Source organism: Candidatus Methanoperedens sp. (genome assembly GCA_012026795.1).
Classification (GTDB): domain Archaea; phylum Halobacteriota; class Methanosarcinia; order Methanosarcinales; family Methanoperedenaceae; genus Methanoperedens.
In genome coordinates, this window is sequence record VEPM01000009.1 from 118,577 (window position 1) to 137,800 (window position 19,224).

Annotated in this window: 19 protein-coding genes; 9 read left to right on the top strand and 10 right to left on the bottom strand. The window is 40.7% G+C overall.

Features of this window, described 5'->3' with window-relative positions:
- Positions 1-59: 59 nt before the first annotated feature.
- Positions 60-281 carry a type II toxin-antitoxin system HicB family antitoxin gene (locus FIB07_04960; protein ID NJD52199.1) on the bottom strand — a complete coding sequence of 74 codons (222 nt, stop codon included), beginning with the start codon at positions 279-281 and terminating at the stop codon, positions 60-62.
- A gap of 158 nt (positions 282-439) precedes the next feature.
- Here FIB07_04960 and FIB07_04965 point away from each other — a divergent pair, with 158 nt between their 5' ends.
- The 3 genes from FIB07_04965 to FIB07_04975 all read left to right on the top strand — a co-directional run bounded on the left by FIB07_04965 (position 440) and on the right by FIB07_04975 (position 1,931).
- Entirely contained in the window at positions 440-1,084 is a 645-nt protein-coding gene (locus tag FIB07_04965) for a DUF4145 domain-containing protein (GenBank protein NJD52200.1), read from the top strand.
- A 122-nt stretch (positions 1,085-1,206) separates the two neighbouring features.
- The gene (locus tag FIB07_04970) at positions 1,207-1,536 is read left to right on the top strand and encodes a nucleotidyltransferase domain-containing protein (GenBank protein ID NJD52201.1); all 330 of its coding nucleotides are present in this window, start codon (positions 1,207-1,209) and stop codon (positions 1,534-1,536) included.
- Positions 1,533-1,931, top strand: a complete 399-nt coding sequence (locus FIB07_04975) for a HEPN domain-containing protein (GenBank protein NJD52202.1) — start codon at positions 1,533-1,535, stop codon at positions 1,929-1,931. The genes FIB07_04970 and FIB07_04975 overlap by 4 nt, the downstream gene beginning before the upstream one ends.
- A 12-nt stretch (positions 1,932-1,943) precedes the next feature.
- Here the strand turns inward: FIB07_04975 and FIB07_04980 are convergent, their stop codons facing one another.
- The 3 genes from FIB07_04980 to FIB07_04990 are packed head-to-tail and all read right to left on the bottom strand — an operon-like array spanning position 1,944 to position 5,852.
- The gene (locus FIB07_04980; GenBank protein NJD52203.1) at positions 1,944-3,776 is read right to left on the bottom strand and encodes an ABC transporter substrate-binding protein; all 1,833 of its coding nucleotides are present in this window, start codon (positions 3,774-3,776) and stop codon (positions 1,944-1,946) included.
- Positions 3,773-5,110, bottom strand: a complete 1,338-nt coding sequence (gene cobB, locus FIB07_04985) for a hydrogenobyrinic acid a,c-diamide synthase (glutamine-hydrolyzing) (protein ID NJD52204.1) — start codon at positions 5,108-5,110, stop codon at positions 3,773-3,775. The genes FIB07_04980 and cobB overlap by 4 nt, the downstream gene beginning before the upstream one ends.
- On the bottom strand, positions 5,100-5,852 hold the full coding sequence (locus tag FIB07_04990) for a uroporphyrinogen-III synthase (protein NJD52205.1): 753 nt from the start codon (positions 5,850-5,852) through the stop codon (positions 5,100-5,102). The genes cobB and FIB07_04990 overlap by 11 nt, the downstream gene beginning before the upstream one ends.
- A 9-nt stretch (positions 5,853-5,861) precedes the next feature.
- Between FIB07_04990 and FIB07_04995 the strand changes: the two genes are divergently transcribed.
- On the top strand, positions 5,862-7,160 hold the full coding sequence (locus tag FIB07_04995; protein ID NJD52206.1) for a hypothetical protein: 1,299 nt from the start codon (positions 5,862-5,864) through the stop codon (positions 7,158-7,160).
- 33 nt (positions 7,161-7,193) lie between these two features.
- Here FIB07_04995 and FIB07_05000 read toward each other — a convergent pair whose 3' ends face one another.
- The 6 genes from FIB07_05000 to cas3 are packed head-to-tail and all read right to left on the bottom strand — an operon-like array spanning position 7,194 to position 13,693.
- A complete protein-coding gene (locus FIB07_05000; GenBank protein ID NJD52207.1) occupies positions 7,194-8,096 on the bottom strand; it encodes a hypothetical protein in 903 nt (300 codons plus the stop codon).
- 2 nt (positions 8,097-8,098) lie between these two features.
- Entirely contained in the window at positions 8,099-8,836 is a 738-nt protein-coding gene (locus tag FIB07_05005) for a hypothetical protein (protein ID NJD52208.1), read from the bottom strand.
- Entirely contained in the window at positions 8,823-9,779 is a 957-nt protein-coding gene (locus tag FIB07_05010) for a hypothetical protein (GenBank protein ID NJD52209.1), read from the bottom strand. The genes FIB07_05005 and FIB07_05010 overlap by 14 nt, the downstream gene beginning before the upstream one ends.
- The gene (locus FIB07_05015; GenBank protein ID NJD52210.1) at positions 9,776-11,386 is read right to left on the bottom strand and encodes a hypothetical protein; all 1,611 of its coding nucleotides are present in this window, start codon (positions 11,384-11,386) and stop codon (positions 9,776-9,778) included. The genes FIB07_05010 and FIB07_05015 overlap by 4 nt, the downstream gene beginning before the upstream one ends.
- Entirely contained in the window at positions 11,383-12,138 is a 756-nt protein-coding gene (locus FIB07_05020) for a CRISPR-associated endonuclease Cas3'' (GenBank protein ID NJD52211.1), read from the bottom strand. The genes FIB07_05015 and FIB07_05020 overlap by 4 nt, the downstream gene beginning before the upstream one ends.
- A complete protein-coding gene (gene cas3, locus FIB07_05025; GenBank protein NJD52212.1) occupies positions 12,131-13,693 on the bottom strand; it encodes a CRISPR-associated helicase Cas3' in 1,563 nt (520 codons plus the stop codon). The genes FIB07_05020 and cas3 overlap by 8 nt, the downstream gene beginning before the upstream one ends.
- Positions 13,694-13,983: 290 nt before the next feature.
- Between cas3 and FIB07_05030 the strand changes: the two genes are divergently transcribed.
- The 5 genes from FIB07_05030 (at position 13,984) to FIB07_05050 (ending at position 19,212) form a co-directional block, all read left to right on the top strand.
- Positions 13,984-15,351, top strand: coding sequence for an ATP-binding protein (locus FIB07_05030; GenBank protein NJD52213.1), 1,368 nt, complete (start codon positions 13,984-13,986; stop codon positions 15,349-15,351).
- A gap of 101 nt (positions 15,352-15,452) precedes the next feature.
- Positions 15,453-16,055, top strand: coding sequence for a CRISPR locus-related DNA-binding protein (locus tag FIB07_05035; protein ID NJD52214.1), 603 nt, complete (start codon positions 15,453-15,455; stop codon positions 16,053-16,055).
- A complete protein-coding gene (cas2, locus tag FIB07_05040) occupies positions 16,052-16,336 on the top strand; it encodes a CRISPR-associated endonuclease Cas2 (protein ID NJD52215.1) in 285 nt (94 codons plus the stop codon). Before FIB07_05035 ends, cas2 begins: the two co-directional genes overlap by 4 nt.
- 13 nt (positions 16,337-16,349) lie before the next feature.
- Positions 16,350-17,243 (top strand): type I-A CRISPR-associated protein Cas4/Csa1, encoded by an 894-nt coding sequence (cas4a, locus tag FIB07_05045; protein NJD52216.1) that lies wholly within the window; start codon positions 16,350-16,352, stop codon positions 17,241-17,243.
- Between the two features lie 34 nt (positions 17,244-17,277).
- Positions 17,278-19,212, top strand: a complete 1,935-nt coding sequence (locus FIB07_05050; protein ID NJD52217.1) for a hypothetical protein — start codon at positions 17,278-17,280, stop codon at positions 19,210-19,212.
- Positions 19,213-19,224: the final 12 nt, after the last annotated feature.

The window sequence follows — 19,224 nt, forward strand, 5'->3', positions numbered from 1 at the left end:
AAAGCCAAGATTGAACAACAACTTCTCCATTTTTCTGGCATCGATTATTCGAAGCCTGCTCAAATACCTACCTCAACTTGCTGAATTCCGATAAATTGAGGTAAATGTTGCTTGTTCTCAGGCTCCATTTCTTCCAGACATAATTCCAGTACCTCTTTAAGGTTGTCTTGAAGCTCATCAAGAGTCTCTGCCTGAGTATGGGCGCCAGGAATTCCCGGAACTATGGCCACATACAGGCCAGTTTCCGGATCTTTTTCGATATATGCTGTTAGTGTAGGCATTTTAAACCTCTGTAATTACAAATTGATTTATAGTTGCTGATTTCTCTTATACTTATTTAAACCGTAAAAAATGAATAATAAATCAAAGTGAGTATATATATGCACATCGTGTATAGTGAAAGTTAAGGATTTATAAAATTCTATGGAGAAATAAATGAATGAAATGCCCACATTGCCTTGTTGAAGTTCATCTAACATCAGAGAACCGTGACATTGGAGCGGATAATGAATTCTATTGGAAGACATCGATTGCTACGTGTCCTCATTGCAAAAAGTGTATTATATGGTTAGAGCAATATTCGACAGACAAAATTGGAAATTTGAATTTCATAAAAGAATTTCTTGTTTATCCCAAAGGAATATCTAGGGCACCTCTGAGCCCGGTGGTGCCTGATATATATGCTCAGGAATATAAAGAAGCGTGCTTGGTTTTATCAGATAGTGCAAAAGCAAGTGCGGCTTTAAGTCGTCGTTGCTTGCAGAATCTTCTGAGAAATGTTCAAAAGGTAAAATCTTCAGATTTAAGCAAACAGATTGATGAAGTTCTCGGATTGAAGGTACTTCCATCTCATTTATCTGAAGCGATTGATGCTGTTAGAAACATCGGTAACTTTGCTGCACATCCTATTAAAAGTACCAATACGGGGGCAATCGTTGATGTTGAACAGGGAGAAGCTGAATGGCTACTTGATGTCTTAGAAGGACTTTTTGATTTCTATTTTGTGCAACCGGATATATTGCAAAAAAAGAAGGCTGCATTGAATCAAAAATTGAAGGATGCAGGAAAACCTCCCATGAAGTGAAAAAAATAATAGGTTATAGACATATCATTCAAAATAAGCTGAGATAAAAAAGAAAAACATTGAAGGGGTATAAATACTAACAAATATAAAAAAGGTATTATGACTTGAGACGCGGGTGCAAAATGGAAGAAACAGAAAATTCTAAGATTCTAATAAAAGCAAAAATTTTTGAAATATTGCAAAATGCAGGAACCTCAGCCCGTATTATTCTTTTTGGTTCAAGAGCAAGAGAGGATTATACCAAATTTAGCGATTATGACATTCTTTTGATAACTGATAGAACAATTGAAATCAAAGAAAAAATGAATTTATCTAAAAAAATAAGGGAATATCTCGCAAAAGCAGGTTTTGATGTAGATGTAATTATAAAATCAGACGCTGAAGTCCAATTTTTGAGAGAGAAAACAGGAAGTATCATAAAGAGTGCATTGAAGGAGGGGATTGCATTATGAATGATGATTATGTCAAGAAATGGACCATGAAAGCTATAAATGACATCAATATCTCAAAACATGAGTTAGTCCACCCGGAAAGCGAGATGGTTACCGACGCTATATGTTTTCACTGTCAGCAATCAGTCGAGAAATTCTTGAAAGCTTATCTTGTCCTGAAAAATATCGATACTGGAAAAACACATAACCTGGAATTTTTATTGGAACTCTGCAAAAAACAAGACCTTGATTTTGGGAAAATAGATGTCGGGAATCTTTCATTTTATGCTGTGGCAGTCAGATATCCTGATGAATTTTACATGCCTTCCGTGCAAGAGGCAAAAGAATGTTTCAAAATAGCGTCTGCGGTCAGGGATTTTGTATTAAGGAAGTTGGAATTAGATAGGGATATTTAGAAGAAAGCGAGATCATCCAAAATACCATTCCTGGTAATTATAGCTCATACTTATCCCCGGCTCGATCCCTTTGACCTTTGCAGAAAAAGCCATATTTGCCGCCGGATATGCCAGGAAATCAAGGGGCTGGTCATCTGAAATGATCTTTGATAGCTCAGCGTATATCTTTTTTCTTGCATCTTTATCAAGCGCTTCTTTTGAGCGTACTTTCTTGAACAGGGCATCAACCTGCGGATTTGAGTATCCATAGGTATTCAGGCCTCCGTCCGTGACAAAGAATATCTCAGTTCCTGAGGGCTGCAATGGGTCAGTGACCTGCCCGGCATAAATGAGATCCCATGGTTCCTCACTCACTGCACGCAGACCGTTGTTGTTCCTTTCAGGCTGGTCGCTGCCAGGAACTTTATTCATGTAATATTTACGAAGAATTGTTTCCCATGGAACGAACTTTATTTCTACATCAATCCCGATATCGCCTAATTCCTGTTTTATCAGGTATGCCATTGACTCATGGACTGCGCTTCCTGTTATTGTGACAAAATTTAACTTTATTTTTCCCCCTTTCTTATCAATGACCTGGATTTCACCATTTTTCTCAATTCCATAGCCAGCTTCCTTCATCAATTGTTTCGCCCCGTTCTTGTCATACAGTGTGCCAACCCCGAACATAGAAAGCCCTGCTTCATCATACCATGGAGAGACCTTTGGTATGAAACTGAATGCTGGCTCACCAAAGCCAAGCAAGATCTGCTGGATTATTTTTTCTTTACTGATCGCCATTGAAAGCGCCTGTCTGACTTTCTTTTCCCGCAAACCCGGCCATCCGTTATCTCTCATATTATACTGCAATATCCGATACCCGGATGTCGGTACTGTAAAAACCTGGATTGAAGGAATGGCTTTGAACTTCATGACCTGTTCGGGATCGATACCAGTAGATGTAATATCGCCTGCTTCCATTGCTGCATGACGTGCAGCCGATGTCCCGAATATCTTGACTACATATTCTTCAAAATACGGCTCACCATGTTGTTTTCCCAGGTAATAATCAGGATTTCGTTCCATCACGATCTTGTCATTTCGTATCCATTCCTTGTACCGGTAAGGGCCAAGATTTCCTGTATAAGACAGGTTATTTAGTTCAGGAGCCTGGGTGAACGCCTTAACATCACCTTCATATTTTGAGACAATGTGTTTCGGGTATACAAGCAGGTCGGTTACAGTGTACAGGAACTCAGGATCAACGGTCTTCCTGTGGATTGTGAGAGTGGTTTCGTTCTCTGTCACGGGTTCTACGTAGACGCTCTTACCGTCAACCTCTTCCATCCAGTCTCCCGCATAGGTATATGCCATCCAGTCGGAAAACATCAGGTTTTTCATGGTGTAAACAAAATCATCTGTTGTAACAGGCTTGCCATCGCTCCAGAAAAGGTCATCGCGGATTGTGACAGTATAGGATAATCCATCTTCAGATGCCTGAATTTCATTTTTTAGCCAGCGATTAACAATATTGAACTTGTTGTCATAAGTTATCAAACCATCAAGTGCAAGCCCGATATATCCAAGGGAGGTAGCATCTGCGGCAAGGATCCAGTTGAGAGTTTCGGCATCGGCTCCTGATGCGCCGTCTATGAAAGTCCCGCCCAGTTTGGACGTAGCTGCCGTTGAATTCTTTGATTCGACATTTTTTGCCCCAAGACACCCTGAAAGCCCTGTGCCTGCGGCAAGGAGCGCTGCCTTCCCGCACATGCTCATGAATCTGCGCCTGCTGATCATCCGGTTGTAAATTATAAAATCACCATTTGTTCTGGGAGTCGAATATGTCTCACAATATATAAATCTCACGCATATTTACTGCATTGTCGCAGGAACTCATCAAATGAATTCGAAGCCGGATGCGTATGCATGTAACTTGCCATTGTATTATGCTCCATCAAACCATCCCGCCCTTCAATAATCCCCTTCCCGCGCCTCAATTTATACACAAAACGCGCATCTCGGTCGCATTCCGTTACGGAATAATGGAACTCATGCCCCCTTATTATTTTGCCTTTTTTCGCCACCGGAGAATCAATAACAGATTCAGCTTCGGTATAACCCAACGCCTGGAGCTTCCCTGTCATCCTTGAATTTGCGCCAAAGACTCCTGCCATTTTATAAGTCTTATCGGTTTCGAGGCTTTTACATAAATATAAAAGCGCGCCACATTCACCATATACGGGCATCCCGTCTTCTGCTGCTTTTTTTATCTCGTGGCGTGTGCCTGAGGCTTCAAGTTCCTTCGCAAATAATTCAGGATACCCTCCTCCAAGGTAGAGTCCATCGACTTCCGGCAGCGTATCGTTCATTGGACTGAAAAAGATAAGCTCTGCTCCCGATCTTTTAAGTGCATCAAATGTATCCTGGTAATAGAAGCAGAAGGCGTTGTCATTTGCAATGCCTATTTTCACATTGAATTTTGCATCTGATTCCTTAAAATCAATATCATGTGCTCTAAAGTTCCCTGCAATTGTTTTCACTGAATCCAGATCGATATGCTGTTCAATAAAATTGGCAAGTTCCGATGTTTTCGGATCATTTTCACCGGCCATATGAAGGCCGAGATGCCGGGATGGGATTGATAATTCTTTGTTTCCTGGAAGCGCGCCGATAACAGGTATTTTGATCCCTGCGCTGTGCAGCGAATCCCTGATGAGATTAACATGCCTGTCGCTTCCTGTATTATTGAGTATTATTCCCTGGATGTTGACACTGCGGTCAAATTCAGAGAAACCTTTTATAATAGCAGCAATGCTTCGCGATACTCCGTGCGCATTAATAACAAGTAGAACCGGCACATCCAGGATCTTTGCAATATGGGCAGAACTTGCGATCTCGGTTGAATCGAGGCCGTCAAATAAGCCCATGACACCTTCAATTATGCAATATTCAGCACCCCTGGATGCGCGCGCGAATGTTTCCAGCACACCTCTTTCTCCCATCATGAAGCTGTCAAGATTCCTCGATTGTCGGCCGCAAATCTGCGTATGATGCCCCGGGTCGATAAAATCAGGACCGACCTTGAAAGGCTGTACTATGTGATTTTTGCCAAGGGCAGCCATAAGACCTGTTGCGACCGTGGTTTTTCCCACGCCACTGGCGGTCCCTGCGATCAAAAGCGCCCTTGTTTTATCTATCATAAATATAAAATAATGAAGATAGACAATTTTCTAAAGTCCCATTCCCCACAAAATCCGGGTGTACACCATATTTCCTCATAGCATCAGCAGTTTTTGGCCCAATCGCAATTGATTTGATTTTTTTCCCATTTCCGGGTTTGAATCCTGAAAGCTCAAAAGATTTCGCGCTTGTAAATATCACCGCATCAACATCATTTAATACTTCAAGAATACTGTTCCCGGCAGGCTCTAACCGATATGCTGGGGCTTCAATAGCCACTGCGCCTTTTGACTCCAGTGATCCTATCAATTCAGGATTCGGAACTTCTGCACGCGCGATGCCTATGGTTTTGCCTTTTATTTCGCCCAGGTAACCAGCGAAATTCTCCGAGGAGAACTTTTCAATGATCTCACTCTTCAATCCGTACTCTTCCACTTTCTTTGCAGTTTTAGGCCCCACGCTTACGATTCTTATTTTTTTCCCGGGCTTTACATTATCGAGGAGTTTCTCAGCGCCAAGTGAGCTTGTGAGAATAAGAATATCTATCTTCTCTTTCGATATCATATCGCACAACCTTAAAAGCGGTTCAGGGTCGGAGGGGGCAGCAGCACGCATCGTTGATACTATTACTGCTTCATGGCCATAGCTCCTGAATAGTTCATGGACACCTTCGGATTTTTCTTCAAGTTTAGTTACTGCGATTTTCACAAAGCTAAAATCACACTTGAAAACATAACCCTTTTGTTTAAGAGATGCTTTCAGGAGAAATCCATGGACATCTCCCTGACAATCCTGATCATATCAATAATGTTCGGCTTCCTGCTTGGTATCATAACAGGCCTTACCCCGGGGATACATGTAAATAATTTCGCCTTAATACTTGTTGCGATATCGCCTTTTCTTTCAGGGATCGGGTTTGCTCCATTCTACATTGCCGTAATAATCCTTTCAAATTCGATAGCTCATACCTTTCTGGACATAATTCCCTCAATTTTTCTTGGCGCTCCTGAAGCAGATACTGCCCTTGCCGTGCTCCCCGGTCATGCGCTCCTCATGGAGGGAAGAGGCGCTGAGGCAATACGCCTTTCTGCCATAGGCAGCGCCGGGGCGGTCATCGTATCTTTGATAATGGCAATCCCAATGGCTTTTTTCTTTCTGGAAATATATGGAATGATCAACGCTTACATCGGGTGGATCCTTATTTTGATTGTAGTACTGATGATAGCCACAGAGAATGGGGAATACGTGGAAGGCCAGGGGTCGCTTGTGCATCTTAAATTCAAGTTTTATGCAATTCTTCTTTTCTTTATTTCCGGGTTCCTTGGCATATTTGCATTTGACAACGCAGTATTGATGCAGCCCCTTGTTAAATTTGGCGAGCCCTCAATTCTTTTACCCCTTCTTTCGGGATTATTCGGTGCTTCCATGCTCGTTATTAGCCTCATGACAAAATCCGAATTGCCGCCTCAGCAGAAGAACTGCATGTTCGTGCTTCCCGGAAAAAGAATTATCAGGGGGATGGTGTCAGGGACAGCAGCAGGCTCTTTTGTGGCATGGCTTCCTGGTGTATCATCAGCGGTAGGGACACTTCTTGCGAGGCTCTTTGTCCGCGAGGAAAGGGATAGCATGTCATCAAAAGAATTCATGGTTTCAATAAGCAGCGCCAATACAGCAAATGCGATTTTCAGCCTTATTGCCCTGTTCATTATTGGAAAAGCAAGAAGTGGTGCAATGGTCGCGATCGACCAGCTCGTGGATGTCAGCGAATGGGATTATTCGATCATTATCCTCCTGTTGATCGTCATAATCTTTGTTTCTGTAATTTCATATTTTACAACGATCTATCTTGGCGGCAGGATTTCGGGCTTCCTTTCAAGGATCAATTATTCTAAATTGTGTGCAACTGTGTTGGCGGGACTGGCAATTATGGTATTTGTGTTCACAGGCTGGTTCGGGTTTATCATATTTTTGATCTCCACGCCTGTTGGAATGATAGCATCGTATGCAAAGATAAGGAAAATAAACGCAATGGGGGTCATAATGCTGCCTGTGATATTGTATTTTATATGATGAATAGAATTTTATCTATTAGCATGATTCCTTTTAATCAATCTTTTTTATAAATCCAAGCCCAAATGATGGTTTAGGGCCAGCACCTATGAGTAAACCAATGCGGAGTAATTGAATTGCATTCTCATCTATTTTCTGAATGGAGTATTCAGCAGTTCCTGTATATGTAAAGAAGTCCCTTTTACCTTCCCTTTGCGATCTGCTCTTAATGTTATGAAAATGGACACTTGAAGATTTTATGGATGCGCTGCATTCAAAATCAGGAATCTTTGCGCCTTCACCATATTCATTAACGTAAAGAATCAGTCGCTGGCGAATCATACCAAGTAGCTTATCCAATCCAGGCGGGAATTTTCCGGTCTTAACCATAATGGGTGCCTCAAAGCCGATGGAAAGGCTGTCAGTAGCAGAAACGCCATCACTGGCATAATCAGCCAGATCAACTGTTCTCATCGCACCGATATTTATCGTATTGCCATCATAAACAACATCTCCGGAGAAGCTGCATCTCATTTCATCCAGCCTGAACTTATTAATGTCATAGTGTCTCTCAGAACCGATGCCGCTCTGCCCGAGCATGGAGAGCCCAAGTGCCACATGGGGAAGGAAACGGGTAAACCTGCCAAACAGAAGAATACCCACATCGAGGAAACCGTTCTCTTCAACGGTGAAACTTTTCCCGAAAAAAGGAGGAATAAAAACAATTGGTTTGGGAGGAGCGCCGTAACCCACCTTAGAGTCTTTCTTCATATGCGTATAATAAAAGATGCAGTCCTCCCTGGCATCGCAGGAATAGCAGTCCCTCTTTAAATCAGGGCAGCAGGCGCGGCGCAGGTGTATGCCGAAGCCGCCCCGAAAGGTGTTGCCCATCCAGTAGGGGAAGGTGACCGAAGTGGGGAAGGAGAGGCGGGCGGTGAGTTTGGCGAGGGGGAGCATATCTAAATCGTACCAACCAGAGGTGCAATACTCTTATCCCATTTATTTTCACAAAGCTTTACCAATTCAGCATCAAAGTTTGCACCATCAATAGAAAGCACATCAATTTCTTCAAATAATTCAATATCTGCTTTTCTGATCGATTTATCTGACACAACAGGTACAAAAGGGAGTAAAACTCTCCAGTATTGTTGCGTCCTGTGATCTATCGTTTTGCCAAATTTGTATCGCAACGGGAGCACATATGGGAATCCCATACCTTCACGTGCCAGTCCGAAAAGCAGCTTTTTACTTTTTGTTTTTATAACTTCATGTTCTGATATTTTTCTGATAGTTACCGAAAATTGGTTTGTAGTCAACAGAACAACATCCCCTACCCGTTGCCTCAAACTTGAAATATATTCAGCAGCAAGCTCACCAGGTACAAGCAGATAGGAATTTATCAAATTTGTATGAGCAACCTCTATTTCGTGCCTGTCTCCTACAATATCATCTTTGCCTTTTATTTTCACAATTCTTTGCATTTCAAGACTCAGCCCAACATCGCTTGATGGAAAACCTCCTAAAGCTATAAATTGTTTAAAAGTTGTTTTATGCGAACTTGTATTTAACAGATTTTGAACGATTCCGAATAAAACGGTTGGTGGGATCACAGGATAGGTTCGTTCTATCCTGTATGTCGCAGGGTTGCGAATATGCCATCCGATGGCAGGGTCAAGAATCATTTTAATTGCTTTCATTCTCAGAATCCCCGCTCGATACAGGCTTTTCTGACTTATCAGATTTTTTGGGTTTGACTTTGCTGATGGATTTTATTGTTTTTGATTTGATATGGCCTTTTGTACTCAAATATTGCAGTACTTCTGCGCCCTCTTTTATATCAATAGTGTTTACATCACCCTGTTTTAACAGAGATTTGAGCGCATTGGCTTTTGCTTTTAGATCATCCTTTGTCTTTTCTGGCTCACAGATTGTTAGATTTGGACTGACCATTATATCAACGGGTAAATTTTTTGCTTCTGAAACGACGAGCAGTTCTGGCGTGAATCTTGCATCATGGCGTGCGGTCATGACAGTCTGCTGGTATGTCTGGTTTGTTAATACAGAGCGCAGACCATACCAGAAAGCATCGATTATTTGTGCTTCATCTTCAAAGACAAATTCCATATCGGTTTTTCTGCCTGTAAGCGTCAGATACGCAGTTCCGACTAAATGTGTTCCCGCTTTCACTCTTTCGTAACTGAAAGGCTGCGGACTTACGTTCATACTTGGCGATTTTAACATCGTCTCTCTCAAACCTGTGATGCAGTCATCCGATTTTTCGATGCTGACCATATCGCTGAAACTGACAAGGGAACTGTGCATTGTGTTCTTTGTTAACATTACAAATCCATGAAGGGCACATCCAAGACATTCACCGCATGGATTCTCAGTCGAATCGCATTGGGCTTCATCTTTTCCAATATGGTCCATCAATGCTTTTCGATGCTGCGATTTTACGCTATTGCCGCTGCGCTTTGCTTTTTCGATTCCATCGTATAAGGTTATCCTTTTATGAATATTACCGGTCTCTTCAACCATATTTTCATTAAGCGGCGATTCGTTTTCTAATTTTATGAGATAGGTGACCCCTATTCGCTTAGTTTCAAACTCTTTATTATTTTTTTGTTTAATCAAGCTCATGCTTTTTCCTCCCGTGGTTTAAATGAATAGCCCAATTTTTCAAGTGTCTCCTTAAGAATTGCATCTTTTTCCTCTGCTTTTTTATACTGGTATGTATTTGCAAACATTCGCATCGATCTAACAATTTCTTTTAGTTGATCCGGTTTACATACATTCAACGCTTTTGAAAATTCTGTTCGAAAATCTTCCGGTCTGTCAATTCTTCCTAATAACGGGCTTCTTCCATTTTCTGTAATTTCTTCTATAAATTTCCTTATCGTTTTATTTTTTTCTTTTTCTGGTATTGAGTTAAAAAGTGCCATAGGCGAGTTAATTACTTGTTGAACATCTCTAGCACGATCTCCTCTTATTTTCTTCTTATTTTCTTCATTGGCTCTTTCAGCAACAAAAAAGGTACTTACTCTTACTAATGGGTTATCCCATTCGTATTCATTCATATTTTGTATTACTTCATTATTTCTGAAATATTCTACTTTCATATCTTTGTCTCCTCCTAATACTTTTAATAGAACATCAAAATCTGTACTTATTTCAGTGAAAAAATGCAACATTGCAGCACTTTTACCTTTTGTGGTACAAATATAGGCTGTATCGCTAATGATCCGCGGAAGTGTTTGCTGTGCACCGCCGTCAGCATACGGCAATTTTGGGAAGTATTTATTCAAAAACACCGCAAACTTGGCAATTTTCTGGATTTTTTTTGAACTAATGACGTTCTCGGTGATAAATCCGCCTTGCCCAGTGGCAGATTGACTGAATACCATGAGGCTTACTTCCTCATCGTCCACTATTTTAGCTATGATTGGCTGCGCTTTTAGTGAATTTAAGAGAAAATCAATGGAAGTTGTTCCATACATTCTGGTTCTAAATAATCCAAAATATGCCGAGTTTTCAATGATTTTGTCAATTATATTTGGTTCATTTGTATCTATTCTAAATTTTGGGATGACGGAATAGCGCGCTTTTCCATTTTTCCCGCTAATATTAACTCTCCATAAAAAGCGCATGTTGCTGATTAGCCCCATAACATATGTACATCTCTTACATCCCTTAAGCTGTTCATACGTTCCAAGAGGTTTCCAGCATTTATCTGCCACAAGACTTATTCTTTCTGTGATATCTGATTTCTTGCCTTCTACTAACCCACACACATTGCAAACGCTTCCTTTTTCATCGCTGCTCTGTACGCATCTATGCGCTTTTATGTTATTTCTAATAGAATGAAGCCCCTCTATGTGTCCTGCAAACAGGCTTTCACTTTTATCTTTAAATTCAAATTCATTGCCAGAATGCTCAAAAATTTTCTTTGTAAAGTCACTAACCTTATCAGGATTAGTGACTTTCTTGGCTATGTCGCCCTTACCACGCCTTATCAATTTACTTGTATAATTGTAAGAAACCAGTCCTTCATCAAAAACTTCATTTAAGTAATCATCAAAATTTTTATCTAAATCTATTGTACCTTCCAGTTCTGCGACCATATTGTTTAAATCTACCATTTTAAGTTTCATATTTTTGCTTTGAAGGAATTTTAAAAAATCCACTGCAAATAACTGGCAAATTGTTTTTCCCTCTTCGTTTTGCAAATTTGGAAATATAAGTTTCATGACTTCTCCCTTCGCACGTATTCAATAATCGAATTAACAGGAGAATTCAAATCGATTTTCACAGTTTTCCCATCATCGGATATTGTTTCATACTTTATTTCATCTGTTCTAATATTGATGCAAGAAAGTTCTTTACTGATATCAGAAAAGGCTGCTTCATACAGTGATTTTTTAATCTCTGGTTTTTTCATATATTGCAGATAAACAGTTTCACTTGTAAAACTTGCCAGAATGTCAACAGTTCTTAGAATATCAATGAGCGGCAGAGCTGAAAGAAATTCATGGTCTATTCTTTCGGGTCTCTGTCTTTTAATAATGCTCAGCCACTCTTTGGACAATTTTTTCCAATTAGGATGATTTGATATGAATTGTTCGATTAATATTGCAGATTCATCATCTATAAGTGTTTTGTGATGTGCAAGAATTGCTAAAATATAAGGTAATTTTAAATCCTTTAGATTTGAATAATTATCCAACCATTTAATAAATGCCAACTCTTCATGACGAATGTATTGTGGTTTATTCATTTTTATAGCTTCTTGAAATTCAGGGCCCAGCTTTCCAATGTCGTGAAGTTGAACCATCCTTTTTACGTCATCTATTGAATTATGATAATTTAACGCTTTTAAAACCGGGTTAAGAAATGCGAGGCACAGGTTTATATGGCTATTGTAGGTTTCAAAAAAATCACTCCCATGAGTTTTTGAGTAACAATCTTCGGTGGGTAACAATTTATAAATATCATTATTCATTTCTTGTCACTCCTAAAATCGAGTCATATCCAACACTCTTTGAAACTGCTATTGACCAGGCATTAGGATTATTTTTTTCTCTGAAGGTGATTTTTTGGTCTTCTTTATCATATTCTCGGTCATAAAATTTAAATTCAGAAAGATCTTTTGAAATACTATATAAGAACCGCAAATCTACTCTTACACAATTTTCCATCACTTTATTATTATCATCTTTATTGATATTTTTACCAAAATAAATATAAACAGGTGTTGCATCCCTTGTTGGAACATTTATCCATGCATCTCCGAAAGCTGAAAGCGATACAAAAGCACTCAATATTATTCCTCTCGCCTTTGATTCGGCATTGCCTTCAAGTGCTGGAGGAATCACACTCCCAACAAGTTGTTTTTCCAGAGTAAAATCATAATCTTGATTACCCGACAATCCCTTTAACATCTGAATAGCTGGCTCTATTTTAGACTTTTTATACGGCAATTGTTTTTCTTCTTTTGAGTACAGCAGGAATATACTTCCCTCTTCATTTTTCCTTCGAGCGCATCTGCCAATTCTCTGAACAAGCGAATCACCAGTAGCAATTTCAGTAATCAAGCATGGCGCGCTGATATCAATTCCAGCCTCTACAACCTGAGTAGCTACGATAAACGCATTGTCTTTCGTAAAATGCTCCCTTATTTGATTTTCTTTCTTTTCTCTGTCTTCATATTTGAATCTGCTATGCAGCAATAGAACATTTCTTACATTGCCACTTAATTTATTAAATAAGTCCTGAGCTTTACCAACCGTATTGCAAACTATCAAAGCTTTTGAGATTTTATTTTCATTAATTATTTCTTCGACTTTTGATGTAAAGTCATTGAATTCAACAATCTTTGCGATTTGTTTTTTACCAGTAAAATTCATCCATTTATCATCAGGAACTGGAATTTTCTTGTAACCTTTTTCGTCTTTTAATTCTAAAAAATCTATCATTTTATCGCTAAGTGTAGCAGTCATAACGATATGATGTGCCTTTCCTTCCCTCAGTAATTTAAAAGTATAGCGCGCCAGGGTATGGGTATAGTTATCATACATCTGCGCTTCATCAAAAATAGTGGTTGAATTAAAAATGCGGGCGATAGGCAAATCCCTGAATTTCTTAGGAGTCAGGGAACTGCGATAAAGTCGCGCAATGTAACTATCCATTGTCGTAATAATAATATCATGTGCATAAAGTTTTGATTCCCTTTCTTCCCCATAATCGGTGGCGATACTTATCAGTTTAGGATTGCTGAATTCAGTCTGTTCCAGATCAACAATTCTGTAACCTAATTCTTTTACAGCGTCAGGTTTCCCATCTTTTCCTTCGATAAGCTCGATAATGTCCTGTTTTATGCTTTTAAGAAGCGTTTTAGTCGGTAGAACATAAATCAAATGCTTAGTCGGGCGCTCTTTCAACCAGCTATAAACTACTGCGAGTGTTTTTCCGCTACCACATGGCGCGAGAAGAAGCGCATTCTTGCGCTCACGCATCGGCTCCTGCATTGCTTTTTGGTGATGGTATAATTCAAGCATTTATTACGCCTATCCCTTTCCATTGTTTAAGCGTAGCGTCTCTTGCGTCCAACTGCAACGCCATTCTTCCACATACATCCCTAAAGTTCATGGCTGAAACTATGCAGTTTCAATATTTAACTTTTTCGTTTTACTATACACTTGTTTACCATTTACCTTCACAAATACTGTAAATACATATACTTCCTGCACCAAGTCTGTTAAAAATATAGAGCGATGCTATCAGCACTATATATAGATGCAAACATAAACCGCAACATTTATATTTATTCTGCTTACTATACTTGCACATGGATAAAGAGTTCCTGATAAGCTATCTAAAAAAAAGAAACTACTGGTGGCAAACAAAAAATATCGCACCTTCGGACAGAGGAACAGAGAGACAGGATTATCTCAACAAGATACAGCAATCCGACAAACTTGAAAGGATCATCTGCCTCTCAGGGATAAGGCGGAGCGGAAAAACAACCATACTATACCAGTACATAGACCTTCTTCTTAAAACCAAAAAACCCGAAGAGATCGTCTATGCGAAAATTGATGACCTCATCGGAAAAATAGACAGCGTCCACGATATCCTGAACACGTACCATGAACTTACAGGCATAGACCCATCCAGGGAATCAACATACTTCCTGCTTGATGAGATACATGTCATGAAAGAGTGGCAGTTGCAGTTGAAATATTACATAGATGCACATGCAAAATGCAGGTTCATAATATCAGGTTCATCCAAAACCCTGCTGTATCTGGATGCTTCAGAAAGTCTGGCAGGGCGGATAAGGTTCCTGGACGTTTTTCCTCTGACGCTCCGGGAGTTCCTGGAATTCAATAATATTGATGTTTCCGGGATGCTTCCACAAAAACCCGACCTTGAGGGTTTTGAAGATATTGAAAAAGCATACAACGGCATTGTAGAACATAAACAGAGCATATTGTATTTTCTTAGCCAGTATTTCGATACGGGAGGGTATCCTGAATGGTTCAAGATCAGGGATATGGAGCAGTGGTACAGAACTATCGTGGAGGATTATTTCGCCCTCATCCTGTTCAAGGACATCGTAAGCGTGTTCAAAGTGAAGGACCCCATACTTCTTGAAAAGATGGTACGGGATATTGCTGCCGTTTCCACTAACAGGTTCACCTACAAAGGATTATCCGAAAGGCTCGATATTGACCGGGAGACCTTGAAACTCTACCTTTATTACCTGCAGAGTTCAATGATGGTGTTCGTAGCAGATGTTTTTGCGCCCTCCAAGAAAGCGGCTGAGAAGCGGGCAAAGAAACTATATTTCTGGGAAGAAGGTCTCAGGAGGGCGCTGACCCTGGACAGGGACGATGGTAAAGCTGCAGAAAATGTAGCGGCATGGCACCTGATTAAAAAAGGTCGTGAGTCAAAACCATTCTATGAACCTTACTATTGGAAAAATAAACATGAGGTTGATTTCGTATATGATGACTCGAAAAAAGTAATCCCAATCGAAATAAAGTACAGAGAGCATCCTACAAATGCCGATCTGAAAGGACTTATAGAATTCATGGAGATGGAAGATCTGAACACCGGGATAGTCGTGACAAAAGACACCTTTAAGAAAGGAGAACTTGGAGGACGCCGGGTACTGTTTATTCCGATATGGCTTTTCTTATTACTGATATGAACGTGAAGGTTCTATTTGTACACCTCAAAACCTCACAAATACATCATATATATTCATAAATTAGTAAACAATATATACATTTATATTCAAAATACATATCAATGACAACCACCCTCACTCTCATCTCAACCATCTATTCCATAGAGCCTGTTATCGTCTGTGCCACCCGCTTCTCACCCTCGCGTATTATTCTGCTGACTGAAGAGAAGGCTCCCGAAGAGAAGGAGCGTGCGGAGAAGATGATCACTGACACCCTCGGCTCGGTCCTTAAGGTAGAGAAAAAATATACCTCTCTCTACGATGTTGTAAAAGTTGCCAGGGACGTTGCTGCAATAATTGAAGAAGAGAACGCAAAAGGGCAGCGCATAATAGTGAACGTCTCTGGCGGCAGGAAGCCCCAGGCATTTGGCGCACTCTTTGGATCTTATGCAAGGAAGGAAATGGTAGAGCAGGTAGTCTATGTTACAGAGGAAGACCAGTTTGTGATCGATTTCCCTCTGCTTGGATTCGGTATTTCGGATACAAAGCGCGCGGTACTTGAACAGCTTGAGAGCAGTGAGACATCTGTAAGCAAGATTGCTATAAAGATCGGCATCTCAAAAGGAATGGCTTACAGCCATCTCAGGGAACTCAAATCAATGGGTTATGTGAGTGAGGGGAACGGCTTCAAAATAACAAGCGCAGGGAGGATCGCGATAATATGAACTGCCTCGTAGTGTACGATATAACAGATGACGGCCAGCGGAAGAGGCTTGCTACAATGCTCCAGACCTTTGGTCTTGCACGTATCCAGTACAGCGCTTTCAGAGGTGAGTTAAATGCTAATGACAGGGCCGTACTTGCCAGGAGAGTAAGCCAATTCGTGAACGATGGACATGACAGCATCTTTATTATTCCCCTGTGTGACCGGTGTACAGGCACAGCTGAGATAATCAGTAACAGCGGTACGTGTCTCGTTAAGGACTCAAGCGTACAGATAGTGTGATGAGTGTGATATTATGGTGTACTACTTAAACGATATCGAGCATAAGCAGCTCTTAAAGAAGCTCCGCCCGCTTTCAAGGAGTGTTGGCGTAACAGAGGAACTTCGTGGCTGGAGCTGGGACAATTCCCCATTGAAACCCTATTACGATGTAAAGCTGCCAATGTATTCTATATGCAGCAAGTACTGCCCGACGTCAAGGGATGTCTACTTGAGGCATGTGCTTAAAAAGAAAGGCGAGATGACATATCCTGTATCTCTGGGTTCTGTTACACATGCCTCAATAAATGAAGCATACAGGCAGGTGAGGCGGAAAAGCTTCACTCCAGCTTTTGAAGAGTGGTATAATACGCAGAAGTTTGAGACGCATATCCAGGGAAACCTTGAACTTATAAAAAAATATGCAGGAATGGTCTGGAAGCATGTTCTCACTAACGCCGAATCTAAATTCACAGATGCCTCAAGCAGCCAGCCGTATTCTACAGAGGAAGATATGATCGCAACTTCAGCGCCCTTCCTTATCGAACATAAGATCAGCGGTGAGTTAATAGGATGCAGCGGCATCCTCAGCGTGGACTGCTACGACTATCTGCATAATATCATGTTCGATGTTAAAACCGGTATAAAAAAAGAAGAAGTGAACCCCTTCAAGCTTTACGCAACAGGCTATGCTCTTGTCTTTGAGAGCATATACGAGATTCCTGTTGACATAGGATGCACGGTTTTCCTGAATTTTAAAGATGACCGCCTCCTGGTTGAGCGCGATATTTTCCACATTAGCGACGACCTGAGAAGCTGGTGGATTGAGGAAAGGGACAAAAAGGCGGAGATGGTATATGAGGAGAAAGACCCCGGAATGGCGCAATGCGAGAGAAGGTGCATGTACGCGGCTGAGTGCATGACAGTGTGATTTCAGGCATGGCAGAAGAATATTCCGGTGAAATATGAAAGCTTTGACAGAAGATGCAATTAAACAAATCTTTGGCAATACAACGTTCTTCAAGGGACAGGATTATTATAAAAACGGTCATGTCCGGGGAACTGTAAAATTAGATGATACTCTTTTTGCTCAGGTGATGGGAAGTTCTCCCGAACCATATGAGGTGAGAGCTTTGATCAAAGATTCAGAGATAAGCACAAAATGTACATGCCCTGTAGGAAATATGTGCAAACATGGAACAGCGCTTCTCCTGAAATGGTTGTTTGAACCTTCTTCATTTATTGATGCTGATAGATTCCTGGAATCTCTGGATGAAGTTAGCAAAGATGAAATAATCAATATGATTGGGAGAGCAATAAAACAACATCCGTCTCTTGTCATTGAATTTACAAGAGAGGAAAGAGAAAAACCCAGAATTAATATAGATGCTATTTCCAAAAAGATAGCCTGGATAACAAGTGGAGAACTTGACTACTACCATATCGACGATGCCATCGACAAACTTGATGAGATTAAAAATATCGCTGACAGGCTAAAAGAAGAGAAATCTTTTAAAGATGCTGTTGATATATATTTTGTCTTGGTTGAAGGATGCGTCGATGCATTTGATGAAGGTGCTGATGATTCTAACGGCAGCATGGGAGATTTTGCAATAAGCTGCATAAAAGATTTTAATGAATGTGCGGAGCAGATAAACGATCCTGCTTATAACAACAGACTCCTTGGCAAGATAATGAATCTTGCCAGGATCGAGGATTATGGCCTGGAAGCAAGCGACATGCTCTATAGTGTGATCAATGATGAGAATATCAAAAGAGTAGAAGAATATTTTCTTGGAAAATTGGATGAGACAAGGAAGATCGCATCAGATTCAAGTTACAGGTATCATAAAGAAAAGTCGCTGGGGATACTTAACGGGCTTTATGAAAAACTTGGAAAGCCAGATGAGAGGCTGCGCCTTGCCATGTATGAGCTTGTGGATAAAGAGGACTATTACAGGCTGGCAAAAATACTGTTTGAGAAAAAGAGATTCCAGGAAGCCTTTGATGCTGCCAAAAAAGGACTGCTGATGCCGGGTGAATCGCATTATTTGAATGATCTCTATTTTGATATTGCCCGCGCGCTGATCGGTTTGAGACCTGATATGATAGATTTCAATCTCTCTCTTAATGTGGCGCTTGACCTTATGTCAGGACGTTTTGATGGAGAAAAATACATAGCAGCAAAAGAGGTATTCGAAGCGATCGGAAAATCCGGGGCTTTCAGATCAGCATTTTATATAACCATCAAGAACAGGAACAGCGCTGTTCTTGCAATGTTGAAGGATGGCGAATTACAGGCTGCAATAGATACAGTCCGCACAGAGCCAAATATTTCTCAGGGGACTATCATTGCGGTTTCAAGAGCAGCGCTGGATAAGGGGATGAAACAGGAATCAGCCATGCTCATGCGAATTGCGCTTGAGCGTGGAAGGATCAATGATTTACCGCATGTGGGAGAACTGCTTAAGGTAATGGTAGATATTTCTGAGATGCCCGTTCTGCAATCTCTTTGTGATCGCATTTTGAAAAACAAAGATAGAGGAACTGCACTCTTATTGATACCATATTTTTTGAAAAAATCACCTGAGCTTTCGGCTTTGCTTGCAAAGAACTTCATTAAGGATATTCCTGTGGAGATGGTGATTAAAGTCGCTCTTTCAGTAGCGCAGAAGTCACCTGGCGAGGGGGCAATGCTATGCAGATTGCGCATCAATCAGGATATTTTGCAGTCGCATGTTCATTATGATAAAGCGGTCAGTCTTCTATCTGCTGTGAAGGAAATCTATTCAGGAAATGAGCCTGAATGGCAGGAGTTCATCAGGAAGTTCGCTGCTGAAAACAAGGGTAAGAAGAAGCTGATAGAAATGGTGAGGAAGGAGTTCAAAGTGGTTTTGTGAAGCGATGCTTTC

Excerpts from the sequence above, each read along its gene's own strand:
- cobB (NJD52204.1), bottom strand. The coding sequence starts at position 5,110 with ATGATAGATAAAACAAGGGCGCTTTTGATCGCAGGGACCGCCAGTGGC.
- FIB07_05050 (NJD52217.1), top strand. The coding sequence starts at position 17,278 with ATGAAAGCTTTGACAGAAGATGCAATTAAACAAATCTTTGGCAATACA.
- cas3 (NJD52212.1), bottom strand. The coding sequence starts at position 13,693 with ATGCTTGAATTATACCATCACCAAAAAGCAATGCAGGAGCCGATGCGT.
- FIB07_04965 (NJD52200.1), top strand. The coding sequence starts at position 440 with ATGAAATGCCCACATTGCCTTGTTGAAGTTCATCTAACATCAGAGAAC.
- cas4a (NJD52216.1), top strand. The coding sequence starts at position 16,350 with ATGGTGTACTACTTAAACGATATCGAGCATAAGCAGCTCTTAAAGAAG.
- FIB07_05010 (NJD52209.1), bottom strand. The coding sequence starts at position 9,779 with ATGAGCTTGATTAAACAAAAAAATAATAAAGAGTTTGAAACTAAGCGA.
- FIB07_05015 (NJD52210.1), bottom strand. The coding sequence starts at position 11,386 with ATGAAACTTATATTTCCAAATTTGCAAAACGAAGAGGGAAAAACAATT.
- FIB07_04970 (NJD52201.1), top strand. The coding sequence starts at position 1,207 with ATGGAAGAAACAGAAAATTCTAAGATTCTAATAAAAGCAAAAATTTTT.
- FIB07_05030 (NJD52213.1), top strand. The coding sequence starts at position 13,984 with ATGGATAAAGAGTTCCTGATAAGCTATCTAAAAAAAAGAAACTACTGG.
- FIB07_05005 (NJD52208.1), bottom strand. The coding sequence starts at position 8,836 with ATGAAAGCAATTAAAATGATTCTTGACCCTGCCATCGGATGGCATATT.
- FIB07_05020 (NJD52211.1), bottom strand. The coding sequence starts at position 12,138 with ATGAATAATGATATTTATAAATTGTTACCCACCGAAGATTGTTACTCA.
- FIB07_04995 (NJD52206.1), top strand. The coding sequence starts at position 5,862 with ATGGACATCTCCCTGACAATCCTGATCATATCAATAATGTTCGGCTTC.
- cas2 (NJD52215.1), top strand. The coding sequence starts at position 16,052 with ATGAACTGCCTCGTAGTGTACGATATAACAGATGACGGCCAGCGGAAG.
- FIB07_05035 (NJD52214.1), top strand. The coding sequence starts at position 15,453 with ATGACAACCACCCTCACTCTCATCTCAACCATCTATTCCATAGAGCCT.
- FIB07_04975 (NJD52202.1), top strand. The coding sequence starts at position 1,533 with ATGAATGATGATTATGTCAAGAAATGGACCATGAAAGCTATAAATGAC.
- FIB07_05000 (NJD52207.1), bottom strand. The coding sequence starts at position 8,096 with ATGCTCCCCCTCGCCAAACTCACCGCCCGCCTCTCCTTCCCCACTTCG.
- FIB07_04960 (NJD52199.1), bottom strand. The coding sequence starts at position 281 with ATGCCTACACTAACAGCATATATCGAAAAAGATCCGGAAACTGGCCTG.